Origin of the sequence: Photobacterium jeanii, from assembly GCF_001650345.1 — a bacterium.
GTDB classification, from domain to species: Bacteria; Pseudomonadota; Gammaproteobacteria; order Enterobacterales; family Vibrionaceae; genus Photobacterium; species Photobacterium jeanii.
The window spans coordinates 1,386,305-1,411,630 of the sequence record NZ_LVHF01000012.1; the positions used below are offsets into that span (position 1 = coordinate 1,386,305).

25 protein-coding genes are annotated in these 25,326 nt (G+C 47.5%); 15 read left to right on the plus strand and 10 right to left on the minus strand.

The window, feature by feature from the left end; genetic code table 11:
* Nucleotides 1–102 precede the first annotated feature (102 nt).
* The 4 genes from A3K86_RS07650 to lipA all read left to right on the plus strand — a co-directional run bounded on the left by A3K86_RS07650 (nt 103) and on the right by lipA (nt 3,450).
* Complete coding sequence (locus A3K86_RS07650; RefSeq protein ID WP_068330018.1) at nt 103–1,278, plus strand: serine hydrolase; 1,176 nt, start codon at nt 103–105, stop codon at nt 1,276–1,278.
* A gap of 166 nt (nt 1,279–1,444) precedes the next feature.
* Nucleotides 1,445–1,720, plus strand: coding sequence for a DUF493 family protein YbeD (gene ybeD / locus A3K86_RS07655; protein ID WP_068330021.1), 276 nt, complete (start codon nt 1,445–1,447; stop codon nt 1,718–1,720).
* Between the two features lie 111 nt (nt 1,721–1,831).
* The gene (gene lipB / locus A3K86_RS07660) at nt 1,832–2,476 is read left to right on the plus strand and encodes a lipoyl(octanoyl) transferase LipB (RefSeq protein ID WP_068330300.1); all 645 of its coding nucleotides are present in this window, start codon (nt 1,832–1,834) and stop codon (nt 2,474–2,476) included.
* Nucleotides 2,477–2,478: 2 nt separating this feature from the next.
* On the plus strand, nt 2,479–3,450 hold the full coding sequence (gene lipA / locus A3K86_RS07665) for a lipoyl synthase (protein ID WP_068330023.1): 972 nt from the start codon (nt 2,479–2,481) through the stop codon (nt 3,448–3,450).
* Between the two features lie 79 nt (nt 3,451–3,529).
* On the opposite strand, the gene bamC is transcribed toward lipA, so the two are convergent.
* Together bamC and dapA are read right to left on the minus strand one after the other, a co-directional pair.
* Nucleotides 3,530–4,552, minus strand: a complete 1,023-nt coding sequence (gene bamC / locus A3K86_RS07670; protein ID WP_068330027.1) for an outer membrane protein assembly factor BamC — start codon at nt 4,550–4,552, stop codon at nt 3,530–3,532.
* Nucleotides 4,553–4,582: 30 nt separating this feature from the next.
* Nucleotides 4,583–5,464: a 4-hydroxy-tetrahydrodipicolinate synthase gene (gene dapA / locus A3K86_RS07675; protein ID WP_068330030.1), complete on the minus strand. Its 882-nt coding sequence runs from the start codon at nt 5,462–5,464 to the stop codon at nt 4,583–4,585.
* A 182-nt stretch (nt 5,465–5,646) separates the two neighbouring features.
* Between dapA and A3K86_RS07680 the strand changes: the two genes are divergently transcribed.
* From A3K86_RS07680 to A3K86_RS07690, 3 genes are all read left to right on the plus strand, one after another.
* Nucleotides 5,647–6,186: an ACT domain-containing protein gene (locus A3K86_RS07680; protein ID WP_068330033.1), complete on the plus strand. Its 540-nt coding sequence runs from the start codon at nt 5,647–5,649 to the stop codon at nt 6,184–6,186.
* A gap of 9 nt (nt 6,187–6,195) precedes the next feature.
* Nucleotides 6,196–6,666, plus strand: a complete 471-nt coding sequence (gene bcp, locus A3K86_RS07685; protein ID WP_068330037.1) for a thioredoxin-dependent thiol peroxidase — start codon at nt 6,196–6,198, stop codon at nt 6,664–6,666.
* Nucleotides 6,667–6,893: 227 nt separating this feature from the next.
* Nucleotides 6,894–7,313 (plus strand): MarR family winged helix-turn-helix transcriptional regulator, encoded by a 420-nt coding sequence (locus tag A3K86_RS07690; RefSeq protein ID WP_068330039.1) that lies wholly within the window; start codon nt 6,894–6,896, stop codon nt 7,311–7,313.
* Between the two features lie 82 nt (nt 7,314–7,395).
* Here A3K86_RS07690 and A3K86_RS07695 read toward each other — a convergent pair whose 3' ends face one another.
* Nucleotides 7,396–8,466: an AI-2E family transporter gene (locus A3K86_RS07695; RefSeq protein ID WP_068330042.1), complete on the minus strand. Its 1,071-nt coding sequence runs from the start codon at nt 8,464–8,466 to the stop codon at nt 7,396–7,398.
* An 8-nt stretch (nt 8,467–8,474) separates the two neighbouring features.
* Entirely contained in the window at nt 8,475–8,705 is a 231-nt protein-coding gene (locus A3K86_RS07700) for a sulfurtransferase TusA family protein (protein WP_068330045.1), read from the minus strand.
* Between the two features lie 179 nt (nt 8,706–8,884).
* On the opposite strand from A3K86_RS07700, the gene bepA reads away from it, so the two are divergent.
* The 4 genes from bepA to A3K86_RS07720 are packed head-to-tail and all read left to right on the plus strand — an operon-like array spanning nt 8,885 to nt 11,803.
* A complete protein-coding gene (gene bepA, locus A3K86_RS07705; protein ID WP_068330048.1) occupies nt 8,885–10,339 on the plus strand; it encodes a beta-barrel assembly-enhancing protease in 1,455 nt (484 codons plus the stop codon).
* A gap of 51 nt (nt 10,340–10,390) precedes the next feature.
* A complete protein-coding gene (gene arsC / locus A3K86_RS07710; RefSeq protein WP_068330051.1) occupies nt 10,391–10,741 on the plus strand; it encodes an arsenate reductase (glutaredoxin) in 351 nt (116 codons plus the stop codon).
* Nucleotides 10,741–11,322 carry an NAD(P)H:quinone oxidoreductase gene (wrbA, locus tag A3K86_RS07715; RefSeq protein ID WP_068330054.1) on the plus strand — a complete coding sequence of 194 codons (582 nt, stop codon included), beginning with the start codon at nt 10,741–10,743 and terminating at the stop codon, nt 11,320–11,322. The genes arsC and wrbA overlap by 1 nt, the downstream gene beginning before the upstream one ends.
* 43 nt (nt 11,323–11,365) lie before the next feature.
* Complete coding sequence (locus A3K86_RS07720; RefSeq protein WP_068330058.1) at nt 11,366–11,803, plus strand: DUF2069 domain-containing protein; 438 nt, start codon at nt 11,366–11,368, stop codon at nt 11,801–11,803.
* A gap of 125 nt (nt 11,804–11,928) precedes the next feature.
* Here A3K86_RS07720 and A3K86_RS07725 read toward each other — a convergent pair whose 3' ends face one another.
* Nucleotides 11,929–13,146, minus strand: a complete 1,218-nt coding sequence (locus A3K86_RS07725; RefSeq protein WP_232321918.1) for a DUF2066 domain-containing protein — start codon at nt 13,144–13,146, stop codon at nt 11,929–11,931.
* A gap of 315 nt (nt 13,147–13,461) precedes the next feature.
* On the opposite strand from A3K86_RS07725, the gene A3K86_RS07730 reads away from it, so the two are divergent.
* Nucleotides 13,462–14,712: a uracil-xanthine permease family protein gene (locus tag A3K86_RS07730; protein ID WP_068330060.1), complete on the plus strand. Its 1,251-nt coding sequence runs from the start codon at nt 13,462–13,464 to the stop codon at nt 14,710–14,712.
* Between the two features lie 164 nt (nt 14,713–14,876).
* Here A3K86_RS07730 and upp read toward each other — a convergent pair whose 3' ends face one another.
* The gene (gene upp / locus A3K86_RS07735; RefSeq protein ID WP_068330063.1) at nt 14,877–15,503 is read right to left on the minus strand and encodes a uracil phosphoribosyltransferase; all 627 of its coding nucleotides are present in this window, start codon (nt 15,501–15,503) and stop codon (nt 14,877–14,879) included.
* Nucleotides 15,504–15,928: 425 nt separating this feature from the next.
* Here upp and purM point away from each other — a divergent pair, with 425 nt between their 5' ends.
* On the plus strand, nt 15,929–16,969 hold the full coding sequence (purM, locus tag A3K86_RS07740; protein ID WP_068330067.1) for a phosphoribosylformylglycinamidine cyclo-ligase: 1,041 nt from the start codon (nt 15,929–15,931) through the stop codon (nt 16,967–16,969).
* Nucleotides 16,970–16,981: 12 nt separating this feature from the next.
* The gene (purN, locus tag A3K86_RS07745) at nt 16,982–17,626 is read left to right on the plus strand and encodes a phosphoribosylglycinamide formyltransferase (RefSeq protein ID WP_068330070.1); all 645 of its coding nucleotides are present in this window, start codon (nt 16,982–16,984) and stop codon (nt 17,624–17,626) included.
* A 66-nt stretch (nt 17,627–17,692) separates the two neighbouring features.
* On the opposite strand, the gene A3K86_RS07750 is transcribed toward purN, so the two are convergent.
* The 3 genes from A3K86_RS07750 to dauA all read right to left on the minus strand — a co-directional run bounded on the left by A3K86_RS07750 (nt 17,693) and on the right by dauA (nt 20,933).
* Nucleotides 17,693–18,478 (minus strand): class II glutamine amidotransferase, encoded by a 786-nt coding sequence (locus tag A3K86_RS07750; protein ID WP_068330073.1) that lies wholly within the window; start codon nt 18,476–18,478, stop codon nt 17,693–17,695.
* Between the two features lie 84 nt (nt 18,479–18,562).
* On the minus strand, nt 18,563–19,144 hold the full coding sequence (lpcA, locus tag A3K86_RS07755; RefSeq protein ID WP_068330077.1) for a D-sedoheptulose 7-phosphate isomerase: 582 nt from the start codon (nt 19,142–19,144) through the stop codon (nt 18,563–18,565).
* Between the two features lie 64 nt (nt 19,145–19,208).
* Nucleotides 19,209–20,933 (minus strand): C4-dicarboxylic acid transporter DauA, encoded by a 1,725-nt coding sequence (gene dauA / locus A3K86_RS07760; RefSeq protein WP_068330079.1) that lies wholly within the window; start codon nt 20,931–20,933, stop codon nt 19,209–19,211.
* 548 nt (nt 20,934–21,481) lie between these two features.
* Between dauA and fadE the strand changes: the two genes are divergently transcribed.
* Nucleotides 21,482–23,938 (plus strand): acyl-CoA dehydrogenase FadE, encoded by a 2,457-nt coding sequence (gene fadE / locus A3K86_RS07765; protein ID WP_068330082.1) that lies wholly within the window; start codon nt 21,482–21,484, stop codon nt 23,936–23,938.
* A 108-nt stretch (nt 23,939–24,046) separates the two neighbouring features.
* Here fadE and A3K86_RS07770 read toward each other — a convergent pair whose 3' ends face one another.
* Nucleotides 24,047–25,321, minus strand: coding sequence for a TIGR03503 family protein (locus tag A3K86_RS07770; RefSeq protein ID WP_068330086.1), 1,275 nt, complete (start codon nt 25,319–25,321; stop codon nt 24,047–24,049).
* Nucleotides 25,322–25,326 lie beyond the last annotated feature (5 nt).

The following is a 25,326-nucleotide window of genomic DNA, read 5'->3' on the forward strand; positions in this document are numbered from 1 at the left end:
GCTAATCTCTCCTAAGTGGAACCTTGTCAAAGGTGGTTGATTCTTTTCAATCTGATATAGTGTGTTCAATTTTTGACATCGCCCAACAAAGTTACATCAATCATGAAAAAATCTGCTGCAACTTTTCGAACTGTCGCTGCATCAGCGTTGATGCTGGCATCTGTCTCTGCCGTAGCGGCACCCGCCGTTGTTCCTGAAGCACCGCAAATTGCGGCGAAAGGTTATGTGTTAATGGATTACCACTCAGGCAAAGTTCTGGCTGGTTACAAAGAAAATGTTCAAATCCCACCAGCAAGCCTGACTAAGATGATGACCAGCTACGTGATTGGTCAAGAAATCAAACGCGGTAACATCTCAATGGATGATACTGTGGTAGTGAGCAAAAATGCTTGGGCGAAGAATTTCCCTGGCTCTTCAAAAATGTTCATCGAAGTGGGCAGTGAAGTAAAAGTCTCGGATCTTAACCGCGGTATCATAATCCAATCGGGTAACGATGCGTGTGTGGCAATGGCTGAACACGTTGCGGGCTCTGAAGACTCGTTTGTTGATCTCATGAACCTATGGGCAAAGAACATTGGTATGGATCAAACTCACTTCGCTAACGTTCACGGCCTAGACAACGATCGACTGTACACCACGCCATACGACATGTCGCTGCTAGGTCAAGCGCTGATCCGTGATGTACCCGACGAGTTTGCAATCTACAAAGAGAAGTCATTCACCTACAACGGTATCACCCAGTACAACCGTAACGGTCTACTGTGGGACAAGAGCCTAAACGTAGATGGCATGAAAACAGGCCACACCAACAATGCAGGTTACAGCCTAGTTAGCACGGCAACCGAAGGTAAAATGCGCCTGATTGCCGTTGTTATGGGCACTAAGAGCGCGAATGCACGTAAAGCGGAAAGTAAGAAACTACTGAACTACGGCTTCCGTTTCTTCGAAACCGTTTCTCCACACAAAGCGAACGAAACTTTCGTGACTGAAAAAGTGTGGATGGGCGATCGCAACGAAGTATCATTAGGCGTTAACCAAGATACTTACGTGACCCTTGCTCGTGGTCAAACCAAAGATCTAAAAGCAAGCTTCGTACTAGAAAAAGAACTGAAAGCACCAATCAATAAAGGTGAGCAAGTAGGTACGCTTTACTACCGTGTTGGCGACGAAGACATTGCGCAATACCCGCTAATCGCGCTAAACGATGTAAAAGAAGGCAGCCTATTTAGCCGTTTGATCGATTACATCATGCTACTGTTCAAAGGCTGGCTTAGCTAAGTTTTCTTTCTGAAAACAAATCATTACTCAGAGGCAGCTTCGGCTGCCTCTTTTATTATGCCTCTTCGTCTTGTCACAAACCGTCATAAACTGGCAGTCAATAACAAGATCGGTATAATAGCTCGCCTAAAATTGAGTTATCCCTTGCGGAATCCTGGAGAACACCATGCAACAGCAAGAACAGCCAAAACTAAAAGATCTGCTAGAGTTCCCTTGTAAGTTTTCATACAAGGTAATGGGCTTCAACAAGCCTGAACTACCAGATCTTGTTGTCGAAGTGATTCAACGTCACGCGCCAGGCGACTACACCCCAACCGTTAAACCAAGCGGCAAAGGTACTTACAGTGCTGTTTCTGTGACCATCACAGCTACATCTATCGAGCAAGTTGAGACTCTGTACAAAGAGCTTGGCGAAATCGACATTGTACGCGTAGTGCTATAAGCCATCTCGCGATATACCCCTACAAATTTGGCGGCTGAAATTTCAGCCGCCACGCTTTATAATGCCAACCAAGAATAGTTCGGCCTCGCCGATATGAATTTGGGTGATACAGTGCAGCAAGATCTCATTATCCGACACCTCGGACGCCGCGATTACGAACCAACATGGCAAGCCATGCATGAGTTCACCGATCAACGCACAGCAGAAACCACAGATGAAGTGTGGTTAGTCGAGCACAATCCTGTGTTTACCCAAGGTCAAGCTGGTAAAGCAGAGCACCTGCTTAACACTGGCGATATTCCTGTGGTACAAAGCGATCGCGGTGGTCAAGTGACTTACCATGGTCCCGGTCAGTTAGTCGCGTATATCTTAATCGACTTACGCCGCCGAAAACTTGGTGTACGTGATTTAGTCACTCACATCGAAAATACAGTTATTCAGACGCTGTCCCGCTTTGGGGTTACGTCGAATGCCCGCCCAGATGCGCCGGGAGTGTATGTTAATCAACAAAAAATATGCTCACTCGGTTTACGTATCCGTCGCGGCTGCTCTTTTCACGGTCTGGCACTCAATATAAATATGGATTTGGCACCTTTCCTACGCATTAACCCATGTGGTTACGCTGGGATGGAGATGACGCAATTAGCGTCACAAGGTGGCCCTTCAGAACTGACGGAAGTTCAGCCTGTACTTGTCGAAGAGCTTGTAAAACTGCTCGATTATCAGAGCGTTGAGTGGATAACGGAAAGCAATTAATTATGAGCAAACCAATTAAAATTGAACCAGGCGTCAAATACCGTGATGCCGACAAGATGGCACTGATCCCTGTTCGCACCGTGGCAGAAGAGCCAGAGCAAAAGGAAGTGCTACGTAAACCTGAGTGGATGAAAATCAAACTTCCGTCAGACAGCAAGCGTATTCAAGACATCAAATCAGCAATGCGCAAAAACAAGCTGCACTCAGTATGTGAAGAAGCGTCTTGTCCTAACTTGGCGGAATGTTTCAACCACGGTACCGCTACCTTTATGATCCTAGGTGCGATCTGTACGCGTCGTTGTCCTTTCTGTGACGTTGCCCACGGCCGTCCATTACCACCAAATGCTGAAGAGCCAGCACACTTGGCGCAAACCATCGCTGACATGAAACTACGCTATGTTGTAGTAACCTCAGTAGACCGCGATGATCTTCGTGACGGTGGTGCTCAACACTTTGCTGATTGTACGCGTGAAATTCGTGCGAAAAGCCCTAACATTCACATTGAAACACTGGTTCCTGACTTCCGTGGTCGTATGGATCGTGCGTTGGAAATCCTACGTGATAACCCGCCTGATGTATTCAACCACAACCTAGAGACAGCGCCACGTCTATACCGCAAAGCGCGTCCTGGTGCTAACTACCAGTGGTCTTTGGATCTTCTGAAAAAATTCAAAGAAATGCACCCAGAAGTACCGACTAAATCTGGCTTGATGATGGGCTTGGGTGAAACCAAAGAAGAAATCGTTGAAGTACTGAAGGACCTTCGTGCCCACGGTGTTACCATGCTGACCCTAGGTCAGTACCTTGCACCAAGTCGCCACCACCTTCCGGTTGAGCGTTACGTGCCGCCAGCTGAGTTCGATGAACTAAAAGAAATCGCACTTGAGCTTGGCTTTACCCATGCGGCATGTGGTCCGTTTGTACGTTCGTCGTACCACGCTGATCTACAAGCGCAAGGTAAAGAAGTGAAGTAACCCTTCACCCAGCCATAAAAAAACCGCTTCAGGCTTTCGCCTCAAGCGGTTTTTTATTAGCTGTTAAACACTCAACGTATTAGTTCGTTCGCTCAATCGCTTTTGCAAACACAGGCGCTAAGCTTTCCAGTGCACGTTCAGTCACAGGCTTACCATCAGAGTCGGTCACATTCAGTGAGGTACGGTTACCCAAATCACCTAGCTGTAAACGGTAAGTTGAATCATCAAGCTCGATTGGCTTCACGCCAAGATCGGTCCAGAACTGATCATCTTGTCCGCGGAATTTCACTTCCACGACACCTTGTGAACGGTTACGCCCTTCAACGGTAAAACCAAGCTGATCCAATAAGCTCGGTAGACGTTCCCAGAATACATTGTACGACGCTCGTGCAATGATCACTGGTAGACCGCTACGGTCTTGTCCCATGCTGATTGGAATTTGTTTCACTAACTCTTGCGCACGAATACGGGCTTCTTCACGTACCTGTGCATCGTAACGAGACGTCACCAAGTTAGTCATCAAAATGCTGTAACGTTCTTTGTTTAGTGTTGATACTGGCTCGGTGGTTTCACCTTCACGCCAATCAACCAAAGAAATCTGGTAGCTATTACGTCCTGGTTGGTCTGATTTTTCAATCACATAACGACTACTGATTTGGGTTTCGTTGTCTTCGTTAGTCCAAGTTACCCAGTCGGTTTCCATGCGGTTAGCAGATTGGTCACGCAGGGTGATACCTTGCTCGCTTAGCATGGTTTTAGTCAGTGACCACACACCAGCAAGCTCTTCGCTGTTGGCTAACATCAGAGTTACGCCTTCACCGTTTTTCACCACACGCGCACCAGGGATCAAAGCCAGCACTTGTTGTGGTGGGCGAATATCAACCCCAGAACCAATCTCCCCGGCGAACGAGCGCGCAGGGATAGCAAAATCATCAGTGTTGTAAGGTTCAGTACCCGCAGGCAGCTCCCACTCCATCAGGGGTTTAGTCTCAAGATAAGTAAAGTCTTGATTAGCCTGACGACGTCGCTCCTCGCTGCCAGAACAGGCTGCTAACGTAGCAACCATGAGTGTCGTAAGTACGAACCTATGTTTCGAATTCATTAATGCTCCTGCGCTCCTACGCGTTGCAAACTACTGCAGCAAACCACTCTCTTGCAGTGCGCTCTCCACTGCAGGTTGTGCTGACTCACTTAATACGGTTAACGGCAAGCGTAAGTGACCATTATCAATCAAACCCAGCTTATTTGCTGCCCATTTAACTGGAATTGGGTTTGACTCAACAAAAAGATTCTTGTGCAAACTCATTAAACGGTCATTGATTTCACGGGCTGCATCAAACTGGCCTTCACGCGCCAATTTAAACATCTTCGCCATATCCGCTGCCGCGACATTAGCAGTAACAGAAATAACGCCGTGGCCACCTTTTTCAACAAATTCAAGGCCGGTGGCATCATCGCCGCTTAGTTGGATAAAATCTTCCCCACAAAGTTCCCTAATTTGCTGCACACGCGACAAATCAGCCGTCGCATCTTTAATTCCCACAATATTGTCGATTTTCGCTAAGCGCGCTACCGTTTCTGGCAGCAAATCAACCGCGGTACGTCCAGGTACATTATAAAGAAGCTGTGGTAACTCAGTCGCTTCAGCAATCGCTTTGTAATGCTGATATAAGCCTTCCTGAGTTGGTTTATTGTAATAAGGGGTGACACTTAAGCAACCTGCAACACCAGTGCCCGCAAACAGTTTGCTGAATGTGATCGCTTCATGCGTCGCATTTGCCCCTGTTCCGGCTAACACAGGAATACGCCCTTGTGCATATTCAAGCGTTTTAAGTACCACTTTAACGTGCTCATCTACGGTTAAAGTGGCGGATTCACCAGTTGTACCTACTGCTACAATGGCATCTGTACCTGCAGCAATATGGTACTCCACCAAATTGGCAAGGCTTGAGTAATCGACTTCGCCCGCTTCATCCATTGGCGTGACTAGCGCTACCATGCTTCCTGAAAACATGTCCATCTCCCCTTTATATATAGAACTTCATGGTACGTTTGCATGAATATAAACTCAAGCATGAGCTGAGGGAAAAGTGCTATCTTGACAATAACTTGATAAGAAGTTGCTACCTAGGTCTGTTATCCCGACTTTATTCCTGTGCTACCATGCTCAAAAGATAACAACACGATGTAGAGAATATGGAACATTACCTAGTTATTACTGCGGTTGGGACGGATCGTCCAGGCATCTCCGACGAAGTGACTCACCTCGCTACTCAATGTGGTTGTAATATTATCGACAGCCGTATCGCGCTGTTTGGTCATGAGTTCACCCTTATTATGCTACTCGCGGGCAATGCCAATGCCATTTCACGGGTTGAATCAACCTTGCCGTTAAAAGCGCAAGAACACGAATTACTGACGGTGATGAAACGCACCTCGAAACACAAAGCACGTGTTTACCCTTACACTGCTGATTTCCACATTGAAGCTGACGATATGCCAGGGCTTATTGGTCAGTACACCAGCTTCTTAGCTTCACGCCAAATCGATATCGCCTCACTAAGCGCACATACCAATGAAGCGGTTGAGTCCGATAAGACAGATCGATTATTCGTCCAAATAAGTACTAATATTCCTGAGGGTTGTAATTTGATGACCTTACAGGAAGAATTCCAAGCCCTGTGTACCGATTTATTGGTCACAGGCACAGTCAATTTTATTGGCCATAAACAATAAGGAAAAACCATGAATACCTTGACAGCTGGCACGCCAGCTCCAGCCTTCTCTCTCGCTAACCAAGACGGTGAAACCGTTAATCTTGCTGATTTTAAAGGTAAGAAAGTACTGGCTTACTTCTACCCAAAAGCCATGACCCCAGGCTGTACAACCCAAGCTTGTGCGCTTCGCGATAGCAAAGCGGAGCTGGATGCACACAACGTGGTCGTACTGGGTATCAGTATCGATCCAGTGAAACGCCTACCTAAATTTATCGAGCGCGATAACCTTAACTTCACCCTACTGTCAGATGAAGACCACGCGGTTGCGGATCAATTCGGTGTTTGGGGCGAGAAAAAATTCATGGGTAAAATTTACGACGGCTTACACCGCATTAGTTTTTTGATCAACGAAGATGGCGTGATCGAACACGTTTTCAATAAGTTCAAAACCAAAGACCACCATGAAGTGGTACTCAATTACCTTAATGAAAACGCTTAATTAGCAACACATTTGTTATAAAACAATGTTTAGAATTCAAACGCCTGCGTTGCTCACCGCAGGCGTTTTTTATTCAACCCGCTCTCTTAAAGTCGATATAATTCGACATATATCAATTTATCTATAAAAATCATCAATCAGTACTTGCTCGTTTAACGTTATATCAGATATAAAAAGCCAAGTTTGAAATAAAACCAAACAAAGTTTTAATGTTAAGGATAATGTTAATGAACAACACACTACTGGGACTGATTTGGAATACGTCACGTGCGGTGCAAAACCGAGCTCAAAACACTGTGGGTCAGGTTTCATCTGAACTCAACGCCGAACAAACGCTAATGTTAATGCTATTAAAAGAGGAAGACGGATTACGTCCAATCGATATTTCAGAACGCCTAATGCGCTCTAAAAGTTCAGTCACAAGCATTATTAAAACGGCGCAACGTCACGGCTTGGTTGCTACTCGCCCTCATCCGCAGAAAGGTAACTCTAAATGTGTTCACCTCACCAAAAAAGGAGTGATGGTGTGTGAATCAGCGGGTAACAACATTCAGTCTTTGCTGTCTGAAGTGCCTGAAGGGCTAACAGAGAAAGAAGTCGAAACCTGCCGCAAAGTGCTCCAAGTCACCTTGAACTGCTACCGCTAACCGCGGCAACAGTACCGACGACATAACAAAAAGGCACATCATTCGATGTGCCTTTAACGTTTAACCATGACAGCCTAAAAAGTTACTCTTCCAGCAACTCATCATGTTCGGTGGCTGAAAACGCGCTCCAAACCGCTTTCACCAAAGTGGCCAGTGGAATAGCAAAGAACACGCCCCAGAAGCCCCACAAACCACCAAACACCAATACCGCAATAATAATGGCGACAGGGTGAAGGTTCACCGCTTCAGAAAACAGAATAGGCACCAGTACGTTACCATCTAGTGCTTGGATAATGCCGTAAGCCACCAGCAACCACCAAAACTCAGGTGACACACCCCATTGGTACAAACCAACCATCGCCACTGGAATTGTGACAGCCGCCGCGCCAATGTATGGGATCAATACCGAGAAACCGACAAGCACAGCCAATAACAAGCCGTAGCGAAGATCTAAGATAGCAAAAGTGACATAACTCACTGAGCCAACGATTAGAATTTCAGTTACTTTACCGCGGATGTAATTTGAGATTTGTTGGTTCATCTCCACACCCACTTTGGTCGCTAAGCGACGATTCTTAGGCAGTACGCCACCTAAGATATCCAGCATTTCTTGCTTATCTTTCAATAAGAAGAACACCAAAAGCGGTACCAAAATCAAGTACACGCCGAGTGCAGCCAAGCTCACCAATGACGCTAACGAGCCTTTGACCACGCTCTCACCCATACCCAGCACTTTCTCACGCAGTGTGGTCATGAAAGTATCGACAAGGTGCGGCTGCACAAAGTCAGGGTAGCGCGATGGTAGCGATGACACATAACTTTGCAGATCGTTAAACATGGTTGGGACGTCCGCGACTAAGTTACCCACCTGATGCCAAATGGTTGGCACCAAGCCAAACACCGCCATCACCATGAGACCCACGAACACCAATAGCACTATGCTCACCGACAAAGAGCGCGGTAAACCAAACTTATACAGTCGAGCTACCGGCCACTCCAACAAATACGCCAGTACAATTGCCACTAACAAAGGTGCAATCAAGTTGCCCAAGAAATAAATCGTTAAGAATCCACCCAGTAAGATCACCACCAAACTGGCGGCATCTGGGTCAGAAAAGCGTCGCTTATACCAGCGATTAAACATATCGAGCATAACTGTCTCTATCTTTGCATTCGAGTGACATAAAGGATCAATGACTGCGCTGAGTCATGGTGAACATCTACAGCATAACCATGCGTCATTAAGTATCGGGGAATATCTTGTCTGGCAGCTGAATCGGCAACATGAATTTCAAGCTTTTCTCCCAAACTCAACGCATTAGCGGCTCTTTTCGCTAGTAATAAGGCCATAGGGCAGCGCTCAGTCATCAAATTAAGCAATTGCGTTTCCATTCCAGTGTGCTGACAGTTATTATCCATTGACGCATTGTAAATGACATCAGCTTGACAAAAAAGAAACCTGTACGGTGTTTGATTGTCTTATTGCTAATCGTTCCATAATTTCCCTTGTTAAAGGGGGATAAATTTGGAACAAGTCAGGAATTCAGACCAAAGGCGATTGTATAATTTCTATGTTTCGATTGACCAAAGCTCCGGCTTACTTATTGATCACCGCCCTTCTTAGCAGCAGTATGCCCATTCATGCCGACAGCGCGAATAGCCTTCCAGAAATCGGCACCACGGCGGCGTCAACCTTAACCATAGAAAAAGAGCTGGAATATGGCGATGCCTATATGCGTATGCTGCGCGCCAGTCGCCCAATCATCAGCGACCCTCTGCTGTCCGATTATGTTCAAGATTTGGGGCACCGCTTAGTTGCAAATGCCAACGATGTTCGCACTCCATTTAATTTCTTTCTGATCCAAAACCGTGAAATCAACGCTTTTGCCTTCTTTGGCGGTTATGTGGCACTGCACAGTGGGCTATTCTTGTATGCCAAGTCAGAAAGCGAATTTGCTTCCGTGGTTGCGCACGAAATCGCGCACATTACTCAACGCCACTTAGCGCGCAGTATGGAAGACCAAGCCAAGAAATCACCAGCAACGATGGCTGCAATGATTGGCTCACTCATGTTAGCCATTGCCTCACCAGAAGCTGGGATGGCAGCACTCCACGCCACCACTGCCGCTTCGGTACAAGGACAAATCAACTACACCCGTAGTAACGAAAAAGAAGCAGACCGGATCGGCATCGCGACCTTGGCGAAATCAGGTTTCGATGTGCAGGCCATGCCGCGCTTCTTTGGTCGCTTAGCGGATCAATACCGCTACGCCAGCAAGCCACCAGCCATGCTACTGACGCACCCATTACCAGAAGATCGTATTTCAGATACTCGAAGCCGTGCTAATCAGTTCCCAGCCCGCCGCGTTGAACCATCCGACCGCTACTTGCTGGCTCGTTCTCGCATTGTGGCGCGTTTTGCTGGCTTAGAAAGCGATGCCGCACTGGATTGGTTTAACCGCAAATTGAAAAAAGCCAGAGGTCAGCACATCACTGCGCTGAAATACGGCAAAGCCCTGGTGATGATTGATTCGGGCAAATACCAGCAAGCCCATGAGTTACTCGACCCTTTACTGGCGGCTGAGCCCAACAACCGCTTTTTTATCGACTCAGCTACCGACCTTGATATTGCCGAGAAAAAATACGACTCAGCCATCAATCGCTTGAAAGGCGCGCTTCAGCATAGCCCTGAGCAAAAAGTGCTTCGTTTAAATCTGGCTCACGCCTACCAAGAAGCCGGACAAATCGACCAAGCTTTAGCGATGCTACAACGCTATACCTACGACAACAGCACAGATACCAACGGCTGGTACATGCTTGCCCAAGCGCAAAGTGAAAAAGGCAACCGTGCCGCTGAACTTGCCGCCCGAGCGGAGCTATTTGCCCTACGTGGTCAGTGGGATAAAGCGATCAAGAATTACATTCAAGCAAGCCAGTTAGTTGAAATTAACTCACTCGACCAAGCTCGCTACGATGCGCGTATTGACCAACTACGGTTAGCGCGTGAGAAATTTGCCGCGCTGTGATCTCAACAGCCCAGCGCCAAGTAAAGTCATAGAAGAATAAATGGAGAAACCATGTCAGTTACGATTTATCACAACCCGCGTTGCTCAAAAAGCCGTGAAACCCTAGCGCTACTTAAAGAAAAAGGGGTCACTCCAACCATCATCAAGTACCTTGAGCAGACTCCGTCTGTAGCAGAGCTTGAAACGCTGCTAAAACAATTAGGTTTTGATTCAGCACGTCAAATGATGCGCACTAAAGAAGCGATCTACAAAGAATTGGCACTGGGTGCGACTGACGTGACCGATGCTCAACTTTTCACTGCGATGGCTGAAAATCCAAAACTGATCGAGCGCCCTATCGTGGTTAACGGTGAAAAAGCAGCCCTGGGTCGTCCACCGGAGCAAGTGCTGGATATCCTGTAATGCATTCGATCTTAGTGCTGTATTACAGTCGCCACGGCAGCACCCGCCAACTTGCTCGTCATATCGCTCGCGGTATCGAGCAGGTTGAAGGTTGTGAAGCTGTGCTTCGTACGGTACCCGATATTACAGACCAAGGGATTGAAACAACGCCACCGCAAGATGGCGACCCTTGGGTGAGCCATGCCGATCTCAAGCAATGTGCAGGTCTAGCCTTAGGAAGCCCAGTGCGCTTTGGTAATATGGCCGCCCCACTCAAACACTTTATTGATACCACCAGTGGGCAATGGTTATCGGGCACTTTAATCGACAAGCCTGCGTGCTTGTTCACCTCATCGTCTTCGCTTCACGGTGGGCAAGAAACCACCTTGCAATCTATGATGCTGCCTCTGTTGCACCACGGGATGATGATTTTGGGTATTCCCTATTCTGAGCCCGAGTTGCACACCACTCAGCACGGTGGCACCCCTTATGGCGCATCACACCTTAACCAAGGTATGGGATTGCAAGCCGATGAAACCACACTAGCGCAAGCATTAGGTAAGCGACTCGCGACGACGGCGAAGCAACTCGCCTCCCCCTAGCAATTGTTAGTTTGGAGCCACTTTTACGTTTGGAGCAACAAGGATGTCGACCACTCAGGCCATGAGCCCAACCACGCAAAACGCCCGTTATTTTGCCCTCACAAGCCACCTGACTTTGATCCTGTGGATTGCATTGTGGCAAGGGGTGCTATCACCTCACCCTCACCTGAGTAATACGGTGCTCACTTTAATGTGGGTGTTCCCCTTATTACTGCCGCTAAAAGGGATCCTCGAAGCTAAGCCTTACACCCATGCGTGGGCTAACTTCGTGTTGATGTTCTACTTTCTACACGGTCTCACCATTTTATGGATTGAACCGAATGAACGCTGGCTTGCGGGCATTGAGCTCATCATTACCAGTTGCGCCTTTATCGGCAATATTTACTTTGCCCGACTGCGCGGACGCGAGTTAGGCACCAAACTGCCAAGGCTCTCGCAAGTCGAAAAAGAAGAGCGGGAACGTCACGAAAAGAATAAATAATGAGCGATAAAAAAACGGCTGCACTCAGTGCAACCGTTTCTTTCTTCATTTGATGACGCTAACAGCATCACACCTTATTTAATTTGATATCTGGTTTACTTTGATATTAGGGCTGTTACTGGGTATTAAGGCTGCCAGTAGAACAACTCTTCTTGACCAGCATCTGGCGCCACTGTATCAGCTGTTACGCTAGCGTCAGAAATTGCATTAGTACTAGTATCAGCAGCATCTGCACTTACTGGGTCAACTGGTGTAATCACACCCTCAGTTTCCAATGCAGGCTCAGACTGATACGCATCATCGCTAAAGCCTTCGCTGTCATCAACAACCTGAGTAATACGACGGTCATTTAATAGCTCACGCTTAAACGCCTCTTTACTACTCAATAGATTGATAGCAAATACCACTTGGTCAGCATGCACGCGCTGAGCATTCACCGAGGCCACAGAGCTAAGTCCGGTAAGCATACGCTCTAAGGTAAAGAAATCTTCTGTGGTTTGGATGTTCGCAAAACGAATCGCGAACGCTTCACCGCTTTCACCACCTAACTGAACCGCATACTTGGCTGCCAACAAGTCAGCAATCTGGTTCACCATGCTGTTGCTCGCCTCTGCAATGGAGCCACTCTCACGGCCTTCTTTGGGTGCGACTTGTGATGCCACAATGCGATCAGGGGCATCTTCGTACAGCTGCCACGTTAGCGAGACATTTTCACCGTTCTCACGTGCACGAATAATCAACAAGGCTTCAGGGTTATAACGGACACTGGCATTCGCCACTGGCTCAATAAAACCACCCCATAAATCAGGGACAGTGACAGCAGTAATATCATCGAAATCGCCAATCGGCATCATCATAGGTACACCGCGTGCATCAGCCACCGCTTTCATCTGGGCTTGCAATGCGTAGCTTGACTGATCCCAAACAATCTCGCGTTCGCGGTTATTCTCTTTCACCAACCACACCAACACGGCTGGACGCTGATCGCTCCACAGTGTCGCATTGGCTTTGGTTAGCAAATTGTGGATCTGAGTGCGGTCAAACGCCATATCCAACGTTTGCTGACCATCTCGGCTACCAACACCAAACTGGCTAATGTATTGACTGCTATTTGTCAGCGCTTTACGCACCACTTCATTTTCAACAATTTGGCTTTGGCCCGAGACTTTGATCAATACTTGCTCAAGCCCTTGCTGACGTGCTGTTTGCTCAGACTCTTTGTCTGTATCAGGTAACACCACCTGAGCTTGATAAAGGTTACTTACGGTCGCGGCATTGATTGGCAGCGCCAGTAACGCCAAGATTAAAAAAGCAAAACGCAGCATAGAATACTCATTCATCATTTAGATATCTTCTGATCATAAGGTGATTTACCCATAAGCGGCAACCTCTTACCCTCGATATCGTGACAGATTTTGGTCAAACTTAACTAACTTGGCCGTTAGCACGCCTTTTCACGTCCTCTTTAAACCGTTATCCACTTCCCGACTTCACGATAGCTCCCCTGCAAACATCCAGAAAGGCTGTGACAATCGATTCAAAAATCACCACCGTTGTTGATTTCGTAAAAAAGCATCATTTCAGCAATAGGTAATCGTTTGCATCTGTGCTAGGATTGCGCGATTTTATTTTTAGAAAACCAAAAAGGTGAATGAAAAATGATGCAGGTCCTCCAAGGTGCACAAATGTTATTCGTGGCATTTGGTGCATTAGTGCTGGTTCCGTTGCTTACGGGCCTAGACCCAAACGTTGCCCTCTTTGGTGCAGGTATCGGTACTCTCCTCTTTCAAGTTATCACTAAACGTTCTGTTCCCATCTTCCTTGCTTCCTCTTTTGCGTTTATTGCTCCTATCATGTACGGCGTTCAAACTTGGGGCGTAGCTGGCACCATGGGTGGTCTCATGGTTGCAGGTATGGTGTACGTGGCAATGGCTGGTGTGATCAAAGTACGTGGTGTTGGCATTATCCATAAGCTATTACCACCCGTAGTTGTAGGCCCGGTGATCATGGTGATCGGTTTGGGTCTTGCTCCTGCGGCAGTGAACATGGCGATCGGTAAAGACGGTGGCGGCAACATCCAATTAGTCGACGGCGATGCTGCGCTGTGGATTTCGAGTGTGTCGCTACTTACGACCATTGGCTTTAGCGTATTTGCCAAAGGCTTTTTCAAGCTAATGCCGATTATGGCTGGGGTAATTGCAGGTTATTGTGTCAGCCTTGGGCTCGGTGTGGTGGATTTCACACCAGTGACTCAAGCGAGTTGGTTAGCGCTACCTAACTTCACTTTCCCAGAGTTTAATATCAACGCCATCCTATTTATGATCCCAGTGGCGATTGCACCAGCCGTTGAGCACGTTGGCGATATGCTGGCGATCTCGAACGTAACCGGTAAAGACTACCTGAAAAAGCCAGGTCTACACCGCACAATGGCCGGTGACGGTGTTGCGACGATGGCGGCATCTCTTTTTGGCGCACCACCTAATACTACTTACTCAGAAGTAACTGGTGCGGTAATGCTAACCAAGGCGTTCAACCCTGTGATCATGACATGGGCTGCTGTAACAGCACTTGTATTGGCATTCGTGGGTAAACTAGGCGCAATGCTACAAACCATCCCTGTACCTGTTATGGGTGGCATCATGATCCTACTATTTGGTTCTATCGCGACCGTAGGTTTGAACACGCTGATCAAAAACCAAGTCGATCTGCACAAAGCACGTAACCTCGTAATTGTGGCGGTGACTTTGGTATTCGGTATCGGTGGTATGGCATTTGGTATCGGTGAGTTCAGCCTTCAAGGTGTGAGCCTATGTGGTATCGTGGCGATTCTCCTCAACCTTGTGCTTCCACATGACCTAGGTGAGTCTCAAGTTGTCGATAACGCGCAAATGGACGGTATCGAGAAGTAAGCGTTAACCTCACGCATTACGAAAAACAGCAGCCAATGGGCTGCTGTTTTTGTATCAGCGCTATGTACAACATACGGTTATGGCTATCGCTATAACGCGGGATCAAAAAAGCCGAGCAATGCTCGGCTTTCATTATGCTGTCATCATTACTGATGCGAACGGTATTACTTAGTACCGAAGATTTTATCGCCTGCGTCACCAAGACCAGGAACGATGTAACCTTTGTCGTTTAGTTTGTGGTCGATAGCCGCAGTGTAAAGCTCAACATCTGGGTGTGCTTTTTCTAGTGCTTCGATACCTTCAGGAGCTGCAACCAGTACAAGTACTTTAAAGTGTTTACAACCTTGCTCTTTAAGCAGGTCAAGAGTGGCAATCATAGAACCACCAGTTGCTAGCATTGGGTCAACAACTAACGCGATACGCTCATCGATGTTTGACGCAAGCTTGTTGAAGTATGGTACTGGCTCTAGCGTTTCTTCATCACGGTAGATACCAACAACACTGATACGTGCGCTTGGCATGTGCTCTAGAACACCATCCATCATACCAAGGCCGGCACGAAGAATTGGCACAACTGTTACTTTCTTACCCTTGATCTGATCGATTTCAACTGGACCGTTCCAGCCTTCAATCGTCACTTTTTCCGTCTCAAAGTCTGCCGTTGCTTCGTATGTCAGCAAGCTACCTACTTCCGTAGCCAATTCACGGAAACGCTTAGTGCTGATATCACCTTCACGCATAAGACCAATCTTATGTTTAACCAGTGGGTGTTTAACCTCAACGACTTTCATCTGTGACTCCTAACAGCAAAATAAAAATAAAATCGCGCTATTGTACACGATACCCATCTAAATTTTAGTGACATCTTGGCTTTAGTACGCTTTTTTTGCGTATTTGTTGCTTCTTTAAGCAAACGTTTGTCTTACACTGTAATTTTATCTCCCAAAGTGTGAGCTTTTCCGTCATCTATCCCAAATCACTGACTGAGGGACTGCGAACACACATTTGGTTCTATTTCACACCAGATAATATCCTGACCAGATTTTCACCCATGATGGCTTCATATTCAGTAAACAAAAATATTGACGCAAACGTTTTCCTTTCCGCCACGACTGCTGTTATCATACCCCCGAATTTTAGTTCAACCGCATTAAATAATGGCGAATGCAGTGCCATTATTTAATGTGATTGGTGTACATACCGTGAGGAAACTCTTGTGAGCGGCAATAATTCTTCTCTTAGTTACAAAGATGCTGGTGTTGATATCGATGCGGGTAATGCGTTGGTTGATCGTATTAAGGGTGTGGTAAAACGCACACGTCGCCCTGAGGTTATGGGCGGTATTGGTGGTTTTGGCGCACTATGCTCGCTACCAACCAAATATAAAGAGCCAGTATTGGTATCAGGCACCGATGGCGTAGGAACAAAACTGCGTCTAGCGATGGATCTGAAAAAGCACGACACCATTGGTATCGACCTTGTTGCTATGTGTGTGAACGACCTTATCGTTCAAGGTGCTGAGCCTCTATTCTTCTTGGATTACTACGCAACAGGTAAGCTAGATATCGACACAGCAGCAGCTGTTGTTGCGGGTATCGGTGAAGGTTGTGTGCAATCTGGCTGTTCACTGATTGGTGGTGAAACAGCAGAAATGCCAGGCATGTACCACGGTGAAGACTACGATGTTGCAGGCTTCTGTGTGGGCGTTGCTGAAAAATCAGAAGTGATTGATGGCTCGAAAGTAAAAGCTGGCGATGCGCTAATCGCTGTGGGCTCTAGTGGTCCTCACTCAAACGGCTACTCTCTGATCCGTAAGATCATTGAAGTATCGAATGCAGACCTAACTGAAGAATTAGAAGGCAAAACACTTGCAGATCACCTGCTAACGCCGACCAAAATCTACGTTAAATCGACCCTGAAAATGATGGAGAGCTGTGACGTTCACGCTATTTCTCACATCACAGGCGGCGGTTTCTGGGAAAATATCCCACGTGTTCTTCCTGAAGGCACTAAAGCGGTGGTTAATGGTTCAAGTTGGCAGTGGCCTGCCATCTTCAACTGGCTACAACAAGCTGGCAACGTTGAAACTTACGAAATGTACCGTACTTTCAACTGTGGTGTTGGCCTTGTCATTGCCCTTCCTCAAGAACAAGCACAACAAGCTATCGACATCCTAAATGCTGAAGGCGAAAACGCGTGGCTATTAGGTGAGATTGCCAACGTTGAAGCTGGTGAAGAGCAAGTAGAAATCAAATAAGGCTGTCCAGCAATGAAAAACATCGTTGTTCTGATCTCTGGAAATGGTTCAAACCTGCAAGCGATCTTAGATGGCTGTAATAATGGCATCATTCGTGACGCCAAAGTCGCGGCGGTGTTATCAAACAAAGCCGATGCTTATGGTCTTGAACGGGCACGCCTTGCTGGTGTCGATGGTATCCATCTCGATGCCAAGCAATTTGCAGACCGTGAGACCTTTGATAAGGCAATGATTAAAGAGATCGACGCTTACCAGCCTGATCTCATTATTCTTGCAGGCTTTATGCGTATCTTAAGTGGCGACTTTGTGCGCCATTACCAAGGTAAAATGCTTAACATCCACCCTTCTTTGCTTCCTAAGTACCCAGGGTTAAATACCCATCAACGGGCGCTGGATGCCGGAGATAAAGAGCACGGAACCAGTGTTCACTTTGTCACTGAGGAGTTAGATGGTGGGCCTGTGGTACTGCAAGCCAAAGTGCCAATCTTTGCCGATGATAACGCAGACGACATCTTCGCTCGTGTTCAAGAGCAAGAGCATCGTATCTATCCGCTGGTGAGCCAATGGTTTATAGCGGGACATTTGAAGATGGTCAACGGTAAAGCCGAACTCGATAGTCAAACCTTGCCGTTGCATGGTTACGCAACCGAAGAGTAAATAAATCCTAAGCATAAAAAAACGCGGTCAATCGACCGCGTTTTTATTTATCTGATACCCGCTCATTTACTTCGCGACTTCACGGTGAAACACCTGCTCACCTAAGTGAAAGACATTCAGCTCACCCGCCTGCATCTTGTGCCAATTTTCATCATTGGTTAACGGCTGAGTGGCAATCACAGTCACCACATCATTCGGCGTTGTTTCTTGATTAAAGTCGATAGTGACATCTTCATCAATCAAAGACGCTTGCCCAAAGGGGGCTCGACGCGTGATCCAATGTAAGTTGTTGGTACAGTAAGTCACCACATCATCGCCGTCACTCAGCAACATGTTATACACCCCGAGTTGACGTAATGTGTCACAACACTCGGCAATGAATTGGTACAACACATTGTCATCAGACGGTCGGTGCGCAAACTTCGCCTCAAGCTGATTCACCAGCCAGCAAAAAGCAATTTCACTGTCGGTATCACCAACGGGCTGAAAACGGCCTGTAGCCAAACTTTCATAACCTGTTAGCTGCCCATTATGGGCAAAGGTCCAGTATCTACCCCATAACTCTCGGGTAAACGGGTGCGTATTTTCTAAACTCACTCCGCCCCGATTGGCCTGCCGGATATGACTGACCACGGCGCAACTTTTAATTGGGTACTCTTGTACCAACTCAGCAATACGTGATTTACAGCTTGGATTAGGATCTTTAAAGGTTCTAAAACCTTTACCTTCGTAAAAAGTGATCCCCCAGCCATCGCTGTGTGGGCCGGTATTACCGCCACGTTGCATCAAGCCAGTAAAGCTGAAACAAATATCGGTTGGCACATTGGCGCTCATGCCAAGCAATTCACACATATTCCTTTATGCCCTTATTAATTAAAAGTTAATCTGCTATAGGCTAGTTGTACTACGCGCTTCATTGAAGCTCAAGCAGCAGATTTACTCTGCTGCCATTTCCTTTTCAACCAACATGATCAAGATGTGAATGATCTTGATGTGGATCTCTTGGATACGGTCAGCGTAGCCAAAGTGAGGAACGCGAATTTCAACGTCCGCCAGACCCGCCATCTTACCGCCATCTTTACCCGTTAGCGCAATCACTTTCATGCCTTTCGCATGAGCCGCTTCAATCGCTTTCAGGATGTTACCTGAATTGCCTGACGTCGATAGACCAAACAGCACATCACCTTTTTGGCCAACCGCTTCTAGGTAGCGCGAAAATACGTACTCATAACCAAAGTCGTTACTTACACACGACAGGTGGCTTGGATCTGAAATCGCAATGCCAGGGTAACCCGGACGATTTTCACGGTAACGACCCGTTAGCTCTTCAGCAAAGTGCATCGCATCACAGTGCGAGCCACCATTACCACATGACAATACTTTACCGCCCTGTTTGAACGACTCAGCTAGCAGTTTTGCTGCCGCTTCGATATCGGCCATGTTTTTTTCATCGCTTAGGAAGCTATTAAGTACGTCGGCAGCTTCAGTTAATTCTGCGCGAATAAGATCTTGGTACATAGGCTATTCTCTTATTATTCATCAAGTGCGCGCCGGACCAGCCATAGTTACCAGTCTGCTTTTGTTACGCGCCAGTATCAGCAGTGTACAAAGAAACTGGCGAAGGTGTCGACTCCTGAACCGAGACATTGTCAGCGTTTTGCGCTAATTGACTACGTAATGACGCATCATCAGCAACCAGTGCAATATTTTCACCTACCAAAACGCCTGCTTGCGACAGTTTGGCAACCACGTGTGGCACCGCGCCATAGAAGAACACCGGATAATGACGAATACGGTCAATCGCCGCTTCGAGCGCATGAATAGCTGTGATATCGATAGTGGTAACATCGCTAAAATCCAGTACCACAGCACGCGTATCACCTGGGGTGTTATCAATCACAGCAAAGGCTTTCTCACTTGCGGCAAAGAACAGCGGACCATTGATGTCGTATACCACCACATCATCACCTAATTCCAAGTGCGGGTGCGATTCCACTTTAGCAACCGTCGTCAAGCTCGCAATACGTTGAATGAACAGCACGCCCGCCAGCAGTAAGCCAACCACGACCGCTACCACCATGTCGAATACCACGGTCAAGCTAAAACAGGTTAGAAGTACAGCCACATCACGGCGTGGGGCTACTTTCAGCGTGTGCACGAAGTGCGGCGCTTCAGACATATTCCATGCCACCATGATCAGCAAACCTGCCAGCGCACTCATAGGGACATAAGACAACATAGGCGCCAGCACTAACATTGCCGCTAGCACAAACAAGGCGTGAATAATGGCAGACACAGGAGAAAATGCCCCTGCACGGATATTGGTCGCCGTACGAGCAATCGCAGCTGTTGCTGGAATCCCGCCAAAGAAAGGCACGACCATATTCGCAATGCCTTGACCCACTAGCTCAGCATCAGGATTATGTTTTTTACCCGTCATACCATCCGCAACCACGGCGCACAGTAGCGACTCAATACAACCAAGCATGGCAATGGTAAATGCCGCTGGTAGTAGCTCAACCACAAGATCCCAGCTAAAAGACGGTTGTTCCCAAATCAAACTAAATTGCGGTAAAACTTGAGGAATACCCTGACCAATCACATCACCAATGTGGTACTGGAATTTTTCCCCGAGCAAACCAACGTGGATACCTGACATTTGGTTCAATACCAATGCCATCACAGTCCCCACAACCAAGGCTACAACGTGCGGTGGAATACGCGTTTTCAACTTAGCCCAGCCAATAAAAATGGCAATCGTTGCCAAACCAACGAGCGCATCAGCCCCGTTAACAGTTGGCATTGCATGGGCGTAAGCCATCACTTTTTCAGGAAAATGCACGGGATTGGTCGCAACTTGCAAACCTAGCAAATCTTTTAACTGCAAGAAGGCAATCACCAAACCAATACCCGCGGTAAAGCCAGTGGTCACTGGGTATGGCACATACGCCACCAGCTGCCCCAAGCGCAGCATCCCCATCAAGACTAAGATCACACCCGACATCAGTGTTGCCAGCATCAAACCAGACAAACCATATTGCTGAGTGATAGGTAATAGGATCACCACAAAAGCCGCTGTAGGGCCTGTGATATTAAAACGAGAGCCGCCAAATAAGGCTGCTAATAAACCGGCTACGATAACCGTATATAGACCGTGCTGTGGCGGTACTCCCACCGCTATTGCCAGTGCCATCCCTAGCGGAATCGCAACCACACCAACGGTAATACCTGACATTAAGTCAGCACGAAGTTTTGAGAAAGAAAAGCCTTCCTCCCACGCTTGTCGCAAAGCATGAAATAACAACACAACTAGCTCCTGCATTTAAGCAACAGTTTTAACAGAAATAGCTGTCAACCCGAGGTAGAGGGATTCCGGCGGGCAAGTGTCAGTCGGAGACTTCGGGTAAGGCAACAATAAAGATGATGAATCACTGAGGATGAGCTACCACCACCGACAAACTGAAATATTGTCGATAACGGTGAGATGACAAACAGCTCAGGAACGTGAGCAACATCACATAAGACCCCAGTATGTTATCCCTATTTTGGATTTTGGCAAGGCAAAACCATGCTGTTACTGATCTTCATCAACCTCAGTAAACACAAGGCTTGCCGACAAACTGGTTATGTAACTGTTCACTTTCAGAGCAGAAAAGTATTTTACATTTCATTAAAAAGCGACTTACAATTATCACAAGTGGTAAGACCTCTTACCTAGCATAAAATGTACCTACACCGAATAAGAGAATTACAACACTGCGCGACGATGACAACGAGCAATATCGATAACCCATGATTCACCGCTTAAGTCGAGTAAGCGCGGTACCAACCATATAACGATTAAGGAGAATCACCATGGTCACTGCTGTGTACCTGCTCGGTCTGATTGGGGTGTTGGGGCTACTCGCCTATCATCGCACCAACCTACGAACCTTTACCTTCACGGTCGCGGTGGCGCTTGCCCTTGGCACCGCACTGGGCGTCACAGGACAAATCAGCTGGCTTGTGTTCCTTGCTATTGCCATTCCTCTTAATATCAACTCAGTACGCCAACAGCTATTGAGTAAGCCAGCATTGGCAATGTTCAAAAAAGTCATGCCTGAAATGTCACGCACCGAAAAGGAAGCCATTGATGCTGGCACCGTATGGTGGGAAGCGGATCTTTTCCGTGGCGCACCAGACTGGAACAAACTTCATGACATCCCCGCGCCTCGCCTCAGCGCAGAAGAAAAAGCTTTCCTTGAGGGACCGGTTAACGAAGTTTGTCGCATGACCAACGACTTCCAGATCACCCACGATCTCGCCGATCTACCACCTGAGATCTGGCAATACCTCAAAGATCATAAATTCTTCGCTATGATCATCAAAAAAGAATACGGTGGCCTTGATTTCTCGGCTTACGCACAATCGCGTGTCCTGCAAAAACTGACTGGTGTCTCAGGTGTGTTGTCATCAACGGTTGGGGTACCGAACTCACTCGGTCCGGGAGAATTACTGCAGCACTACGGGACTGAAGAACAAAAGAATTACTACCTACCGCGCTTAGCCGAAGGTAAAGAAATTCCATGTTTCGCTCTTACCAGCCCAGAAGCGGGCTCTGATGCCGGTTCAATCCCTGATTTTGGGATCGTGAAAAAAGGCATGTGGCAAGGGGAAGAAGTCCTCGGCATGGAGCTAACGTGGAACAAGCGTTATATCACCCTTGCCCCAGTGGCAACTGTACTCGGGTTAGCCTTCAAGCTGTTTGACCCAGACCACCACCTTGGTGATGAAGAAGAGCTAGGCATTACCTGTGCCTTGATCCCTACCGATATTGATGGCGTGAAAATTGGTCGTCGTCACTTCCCACTCAATGTGCCATTCCAAAATGGTCCAACTCAAGGCAATAAAGTCTTTGTACCTATCGACTTCATCATTGGCGGTCAAGAAATGGCTGGTCAAGGCTGGCGTATGCTGGTGGAATGTTTATCCGTTGGTCGTGGTATCACTTTACCATCCAACGCCACTGGCGGCTTAAAAACAGCCGCACTGGCAACGGGGGCGTATGCTCGTATCCGTCGCCAGTTCAAACTTCCTATTGGCAAAATGGAAGGGATCGAAGAGCCATTGGCACGCATTGGTGGTAATGCCTATGTCATGGATGCTGCCAGTAGCCTAACCGTTGCAGGGATCGACCTTGGTGAAAAACCATCGGTGATCTCAGCCATCGTTAAATACCATTGTACCCACCGTGGTCAGAAGAGCGTCATTGATGCGATGGACATCGCGGGCGGTAAAGGCATTTGTATGGGGCCAAGCAACTTCTTAGCGCGAGGCTATCAAGGCGCGCCTATTGCGGTCACGGTGGAAGGGGCAAACATCCTCACTCGCTCGATGATCATCTTTGGTCAAGGGGCGATCCGCTGTCACCCTTATGTCTTAGCTGAAATGAATGCGGCTTACCAAGATAATGAGCAGCAAGCGCTTGAAGAATTTGATCAAGCGGTGTTTGGTCATGTCGGCTTTGTGATCAGCAATATGGTGCGTTCGTTCTGGTTAGGTTTAGTCGATGGTCGCGGTACTAGCACCCCAACCAAAGATCAAACTCGTCGCTACTACCAGCAACTCAATCGTTACAGTGCCAACTTAGCGCTCCTAGCGGATATCTCAATGGCGGTATTAGGTGGCTCGCTCAAACGTAAAGAGCGTTTATCTGCTCGTTTAGGGGATGTGCTTAGCCAACTCTATTTGGCCTCAGCAACGCTAAAACGTTACCAAGAAGAAGGTCAGAAGCAAGACGACTTGCCACTGGTGCACTGGGGCATGCAAGACGCGCTCTATCAAACCGAGCAAGCGTTGGATCAGTTCTTACGTAACTTCCCAAATCGTCCGATCGCCGCCTTGTTACGCTTCACGCTATTCCCACTCGGTGTGGGTCGCCAACAACCTAACGATAAACTCGACAGCAAGGTAGCACGTATTCTGCAAACCCCTTGTGAGACTCGTAGTCGTCTCGGTCGTGGACAGTTCTTCGAGCCTGTCGATAACAACGCTGTTGGCTTGATGGAGCAAGCGCTTAAAAACATCTTAGCCGCAGAGCCGATTTACGACCGAGTATGTCAGGCAGCAGGTAAGAAATTCCCGTTCATGCAGCTTGATAAGCTAGCAGAAACTGGGTTAAGCCTTAACGCCATCAACGAGCAAGAAGCCGAACAGCTTCGTATTGCTGAGCAAGGACGTCTTCGCACCATCAATGTCGATGACTTTGACCCGCAAGAGCTGGCGGCAGCATCTGAGCCAAATAACAACAAGCATATTGATAACGCCGCTTAAATAGCGTACCACCCAGCTTGAGTTCGACAAATGAAAGGAGCATCTGCCAGAGGTGCTCCAATACGAAAAAAGGGAAGCCTCGCTTCCCTTTCTTACTGACTATGCTCACTAACTGGCTTTAGGATCAGCCTCTGCTTCATCAGGCATTTCACCGGCTTCATCCAACGCTTTCGCTATCACTTTCTTGGTCTTCCACTTGCGCCAACCAAAGCCACCAGCCACGACCAACACGATCAAGAGTAAGTTACCGCCAATGATCAATTTGATTGCTTTCGCACGCGCCGCTGCTTTTTCAGCCGCCAAACGCTTCTCTTCTTCTTCCCGTGCTTTCTTTTCTTGCTGAAGACGGAAATCTTCCAAGTTACGATCAAGCTTCAGCTCGGCTTGAACCGCAAAGTGCTTTTTCGGCAAACCAAAAATGAGCTCACGATTGTTGATCAGATCTGTCGCATACAACCACCCCGACCAAGTGTACTGACCAGGCTCACCCATATTGGGCACTGTAAGCTTCAACACTTCTTGCTCCCCGACGGTATGCCCTTGGCTGATTGTCACTTTACCTTCAGGATCTATTTGTTCTAGATGGGCAGCAATCGAACCGGATACTACCGCGCCCATTTCAGGGGTTACCACCAACTGGTGCGGCTCTTGTTGATCGCGCCCTTGAATAAAGTCAGCTGTCAGCGGTGGCGGATACACCAACACCTGCTGCTCAAAGGTACGCAAGAAAATACCGTTACGGGAAGTCACACGCACTCGGTACTTACCCGGTTGAATTTGGATCGGTAAGGCGACGGTGAAAATGCCGTCACCCGGATATTCATCGAATCCAATCCCATCATCGGTAAATTCACCTAAGATGATCGGCCCCGGACGCTCTTTTTCTGGTAAGGCATCTGGATTTTCAACGTATTCGAGGAACTCAACTTGCAGCTTTACTCGATTAAGAAAATCACGCAGGGTCAGCAATTGATCGTCTTGTAGTAATCGGGCTGTAAACTTGAGGGTTTCAGACTGATAAAGTCTGGAAGGGAGATCATCGATCTCAAGCTTGAGGTTCGATAGCACATCCACCTGATTTTTGGGCGTCACCCGACCAACCGCTTGCCACGGTCCCGGCATCGGCTTTTCGATCGAAATTATATCGACCCCTTTTTCCTCATACCAAGACACATTTTCAGGATGACGCCACGAGTAGTATTTGGTGCCATCTGGTCGCACCAACACCACTGAGCTACTTTCTTTATCACGTTTAACCATGAAGGACACTTGTTCCACCGTGGGATCAACGCGAAAACGGTTATCTAGCCATGACATTTGCGTGCTGTCTTGTGCCCAAGCCATCAGAGGCAAAATCATCATTAATATCAATAACCGCGACATAGCTC

Coding starts and splice junctions, on each gene's coding strand:
- wrbA (WP_068330054.1), top strand. CDS start 10,741: ATGCATTCGATCTTAGTGCTGTATTACAGTCGCCACGGCAGCACCCGC.
- upp (WP_068330063.1), bottom strand. CDS start 15,503: ATGAAAGTCGTTGAGGTTAAACACCCACTGGTTAAACATAAGATTGGT.
- fadE (WP_068330082.1), top strand. CDS start 21,482: ATGGTCACTGCTGTGTACCTGCTCGGTCTGATTGGGGTGTTGGGGCTA.
- A3K86_RS07690 (WP_068330039.1), top strand. CDS start 6,894: ATGAACAACACACTACTGGGACTGATTTGGAATACGTCACGTGCGGTG.
- arsC (WP_068330051.1), top strand. CDS start 10,391: ATGTCAGTTACGATTTATCACAACCCGCGTTGCTCAAAAAGCCGTGAA.
- bepA (WP_068330048.1), top strand. CDS start 8,885: ATGTTTCGATTGACCAAAGCTCCGGCTTACTTATTGATCACCGCCCTT.
- bamC (WP_068330027.1), bottom strand. CDS start 4,552: ATGAATTCGAAACATAGGTTCGTACTTACGACACTCATGGTTGCTACG.
- A3K86_RS07770 (WP_068330086.1), bottom strand. CDS start 25,321: ATGTCGCGGTTATTGATATTAATGATGATTTTGCCTCTGATGGCTTGG.
- A3K86_RS07730 (WP_068330060.1), top strand. CDS start 13,462: ATGATGCAGGTCCTCCAAGGTGCACAAATGTTATTCGTGGCATTTGGT.
- bcp (WP_068330037.1), top strand. CDS start 6,196: ATGAATACCTTGACAGCTGGCACGCCAGCTCCAGCCTTCTCTCTCGCT.
- dapA (WP_068330030.1), bottom strand. CDS start 5,464: ATGTTTTCAGGAAGCATGGTAGCGCTAGTCACGCCAATGGATGAAGCG.
- purN (WP_068330070.1), top strand. CDS start 16,982: ATGAAAAACATCGTTGTTCTGATCTCTGGAAATGGTTCAAACCTGCAA.
- lpcA (WP_068330077.1), bottom strand. CDS start 19,144: ATGTACCAAGATCTTATTCGCGCAGAATTAACTGAAGCTGCCGACGTA.
- A3K86_RS07750 (WP_068330073.1), bottom strand. CDS start 18,478: ATGTGTGAATTGCTTGGCATGAGCGCCAATGTGCCAACCGATATTTGT.
- A3K86_RS07725 (WP_232321918.1), bottom strand. CDS start 13,146: ATGATGAATGAGTATTCTATGCTGCGTTTTGCTTTTTTAATCTTGGCG.
- A3K86_RS07700 (WP_068330045.1), bottom strand. CDS start 8,705: ATGGAAACGCAATTGCTTAATTTGATGACTGAGCGCTGCCCTATGGCC.
- A3K86_RS07650 (WP_068330018.1), top strand. CDS start 103: ATGAAAAAATCTGCTGCAACTTTTCGAACTGTCGCTGCATCAGCGTTG.
- ybeD (WP_068330021.1), top strand. CDS start 1,445: ATGCAACAGCAAGAACAGCCAAAACTAAAAGATCTGCTAGAGTTCCCT.
- A3K86_RS07695 (WP_068330042.1), bottom strand. CDS start 8,466: ATGCTCGATATGTTTAATCGCTGGTATAAGCGACGCTTTTCTGACCCA.
- A3K86_RS07680 (WP_068330033.1), top strand. CDS start 5,647: ATGGAACATTACCTAGTTATTACTGCGGTTGGGACGGATCGTCCAGGC.
- lipA (WP_068330023.1), top strand. CDS start 2,479: ATGAGCAAACCAATTAAAATTGAACCAGGCGTCAAATACCGTGATGCC.
- A3K86_RS07720 (WP_068330058.1), top strand. CDS start 11,366: ATGTCGACCACTCAGGCCATGAGCCCAACCACGCAAAACGCCCGTTAT.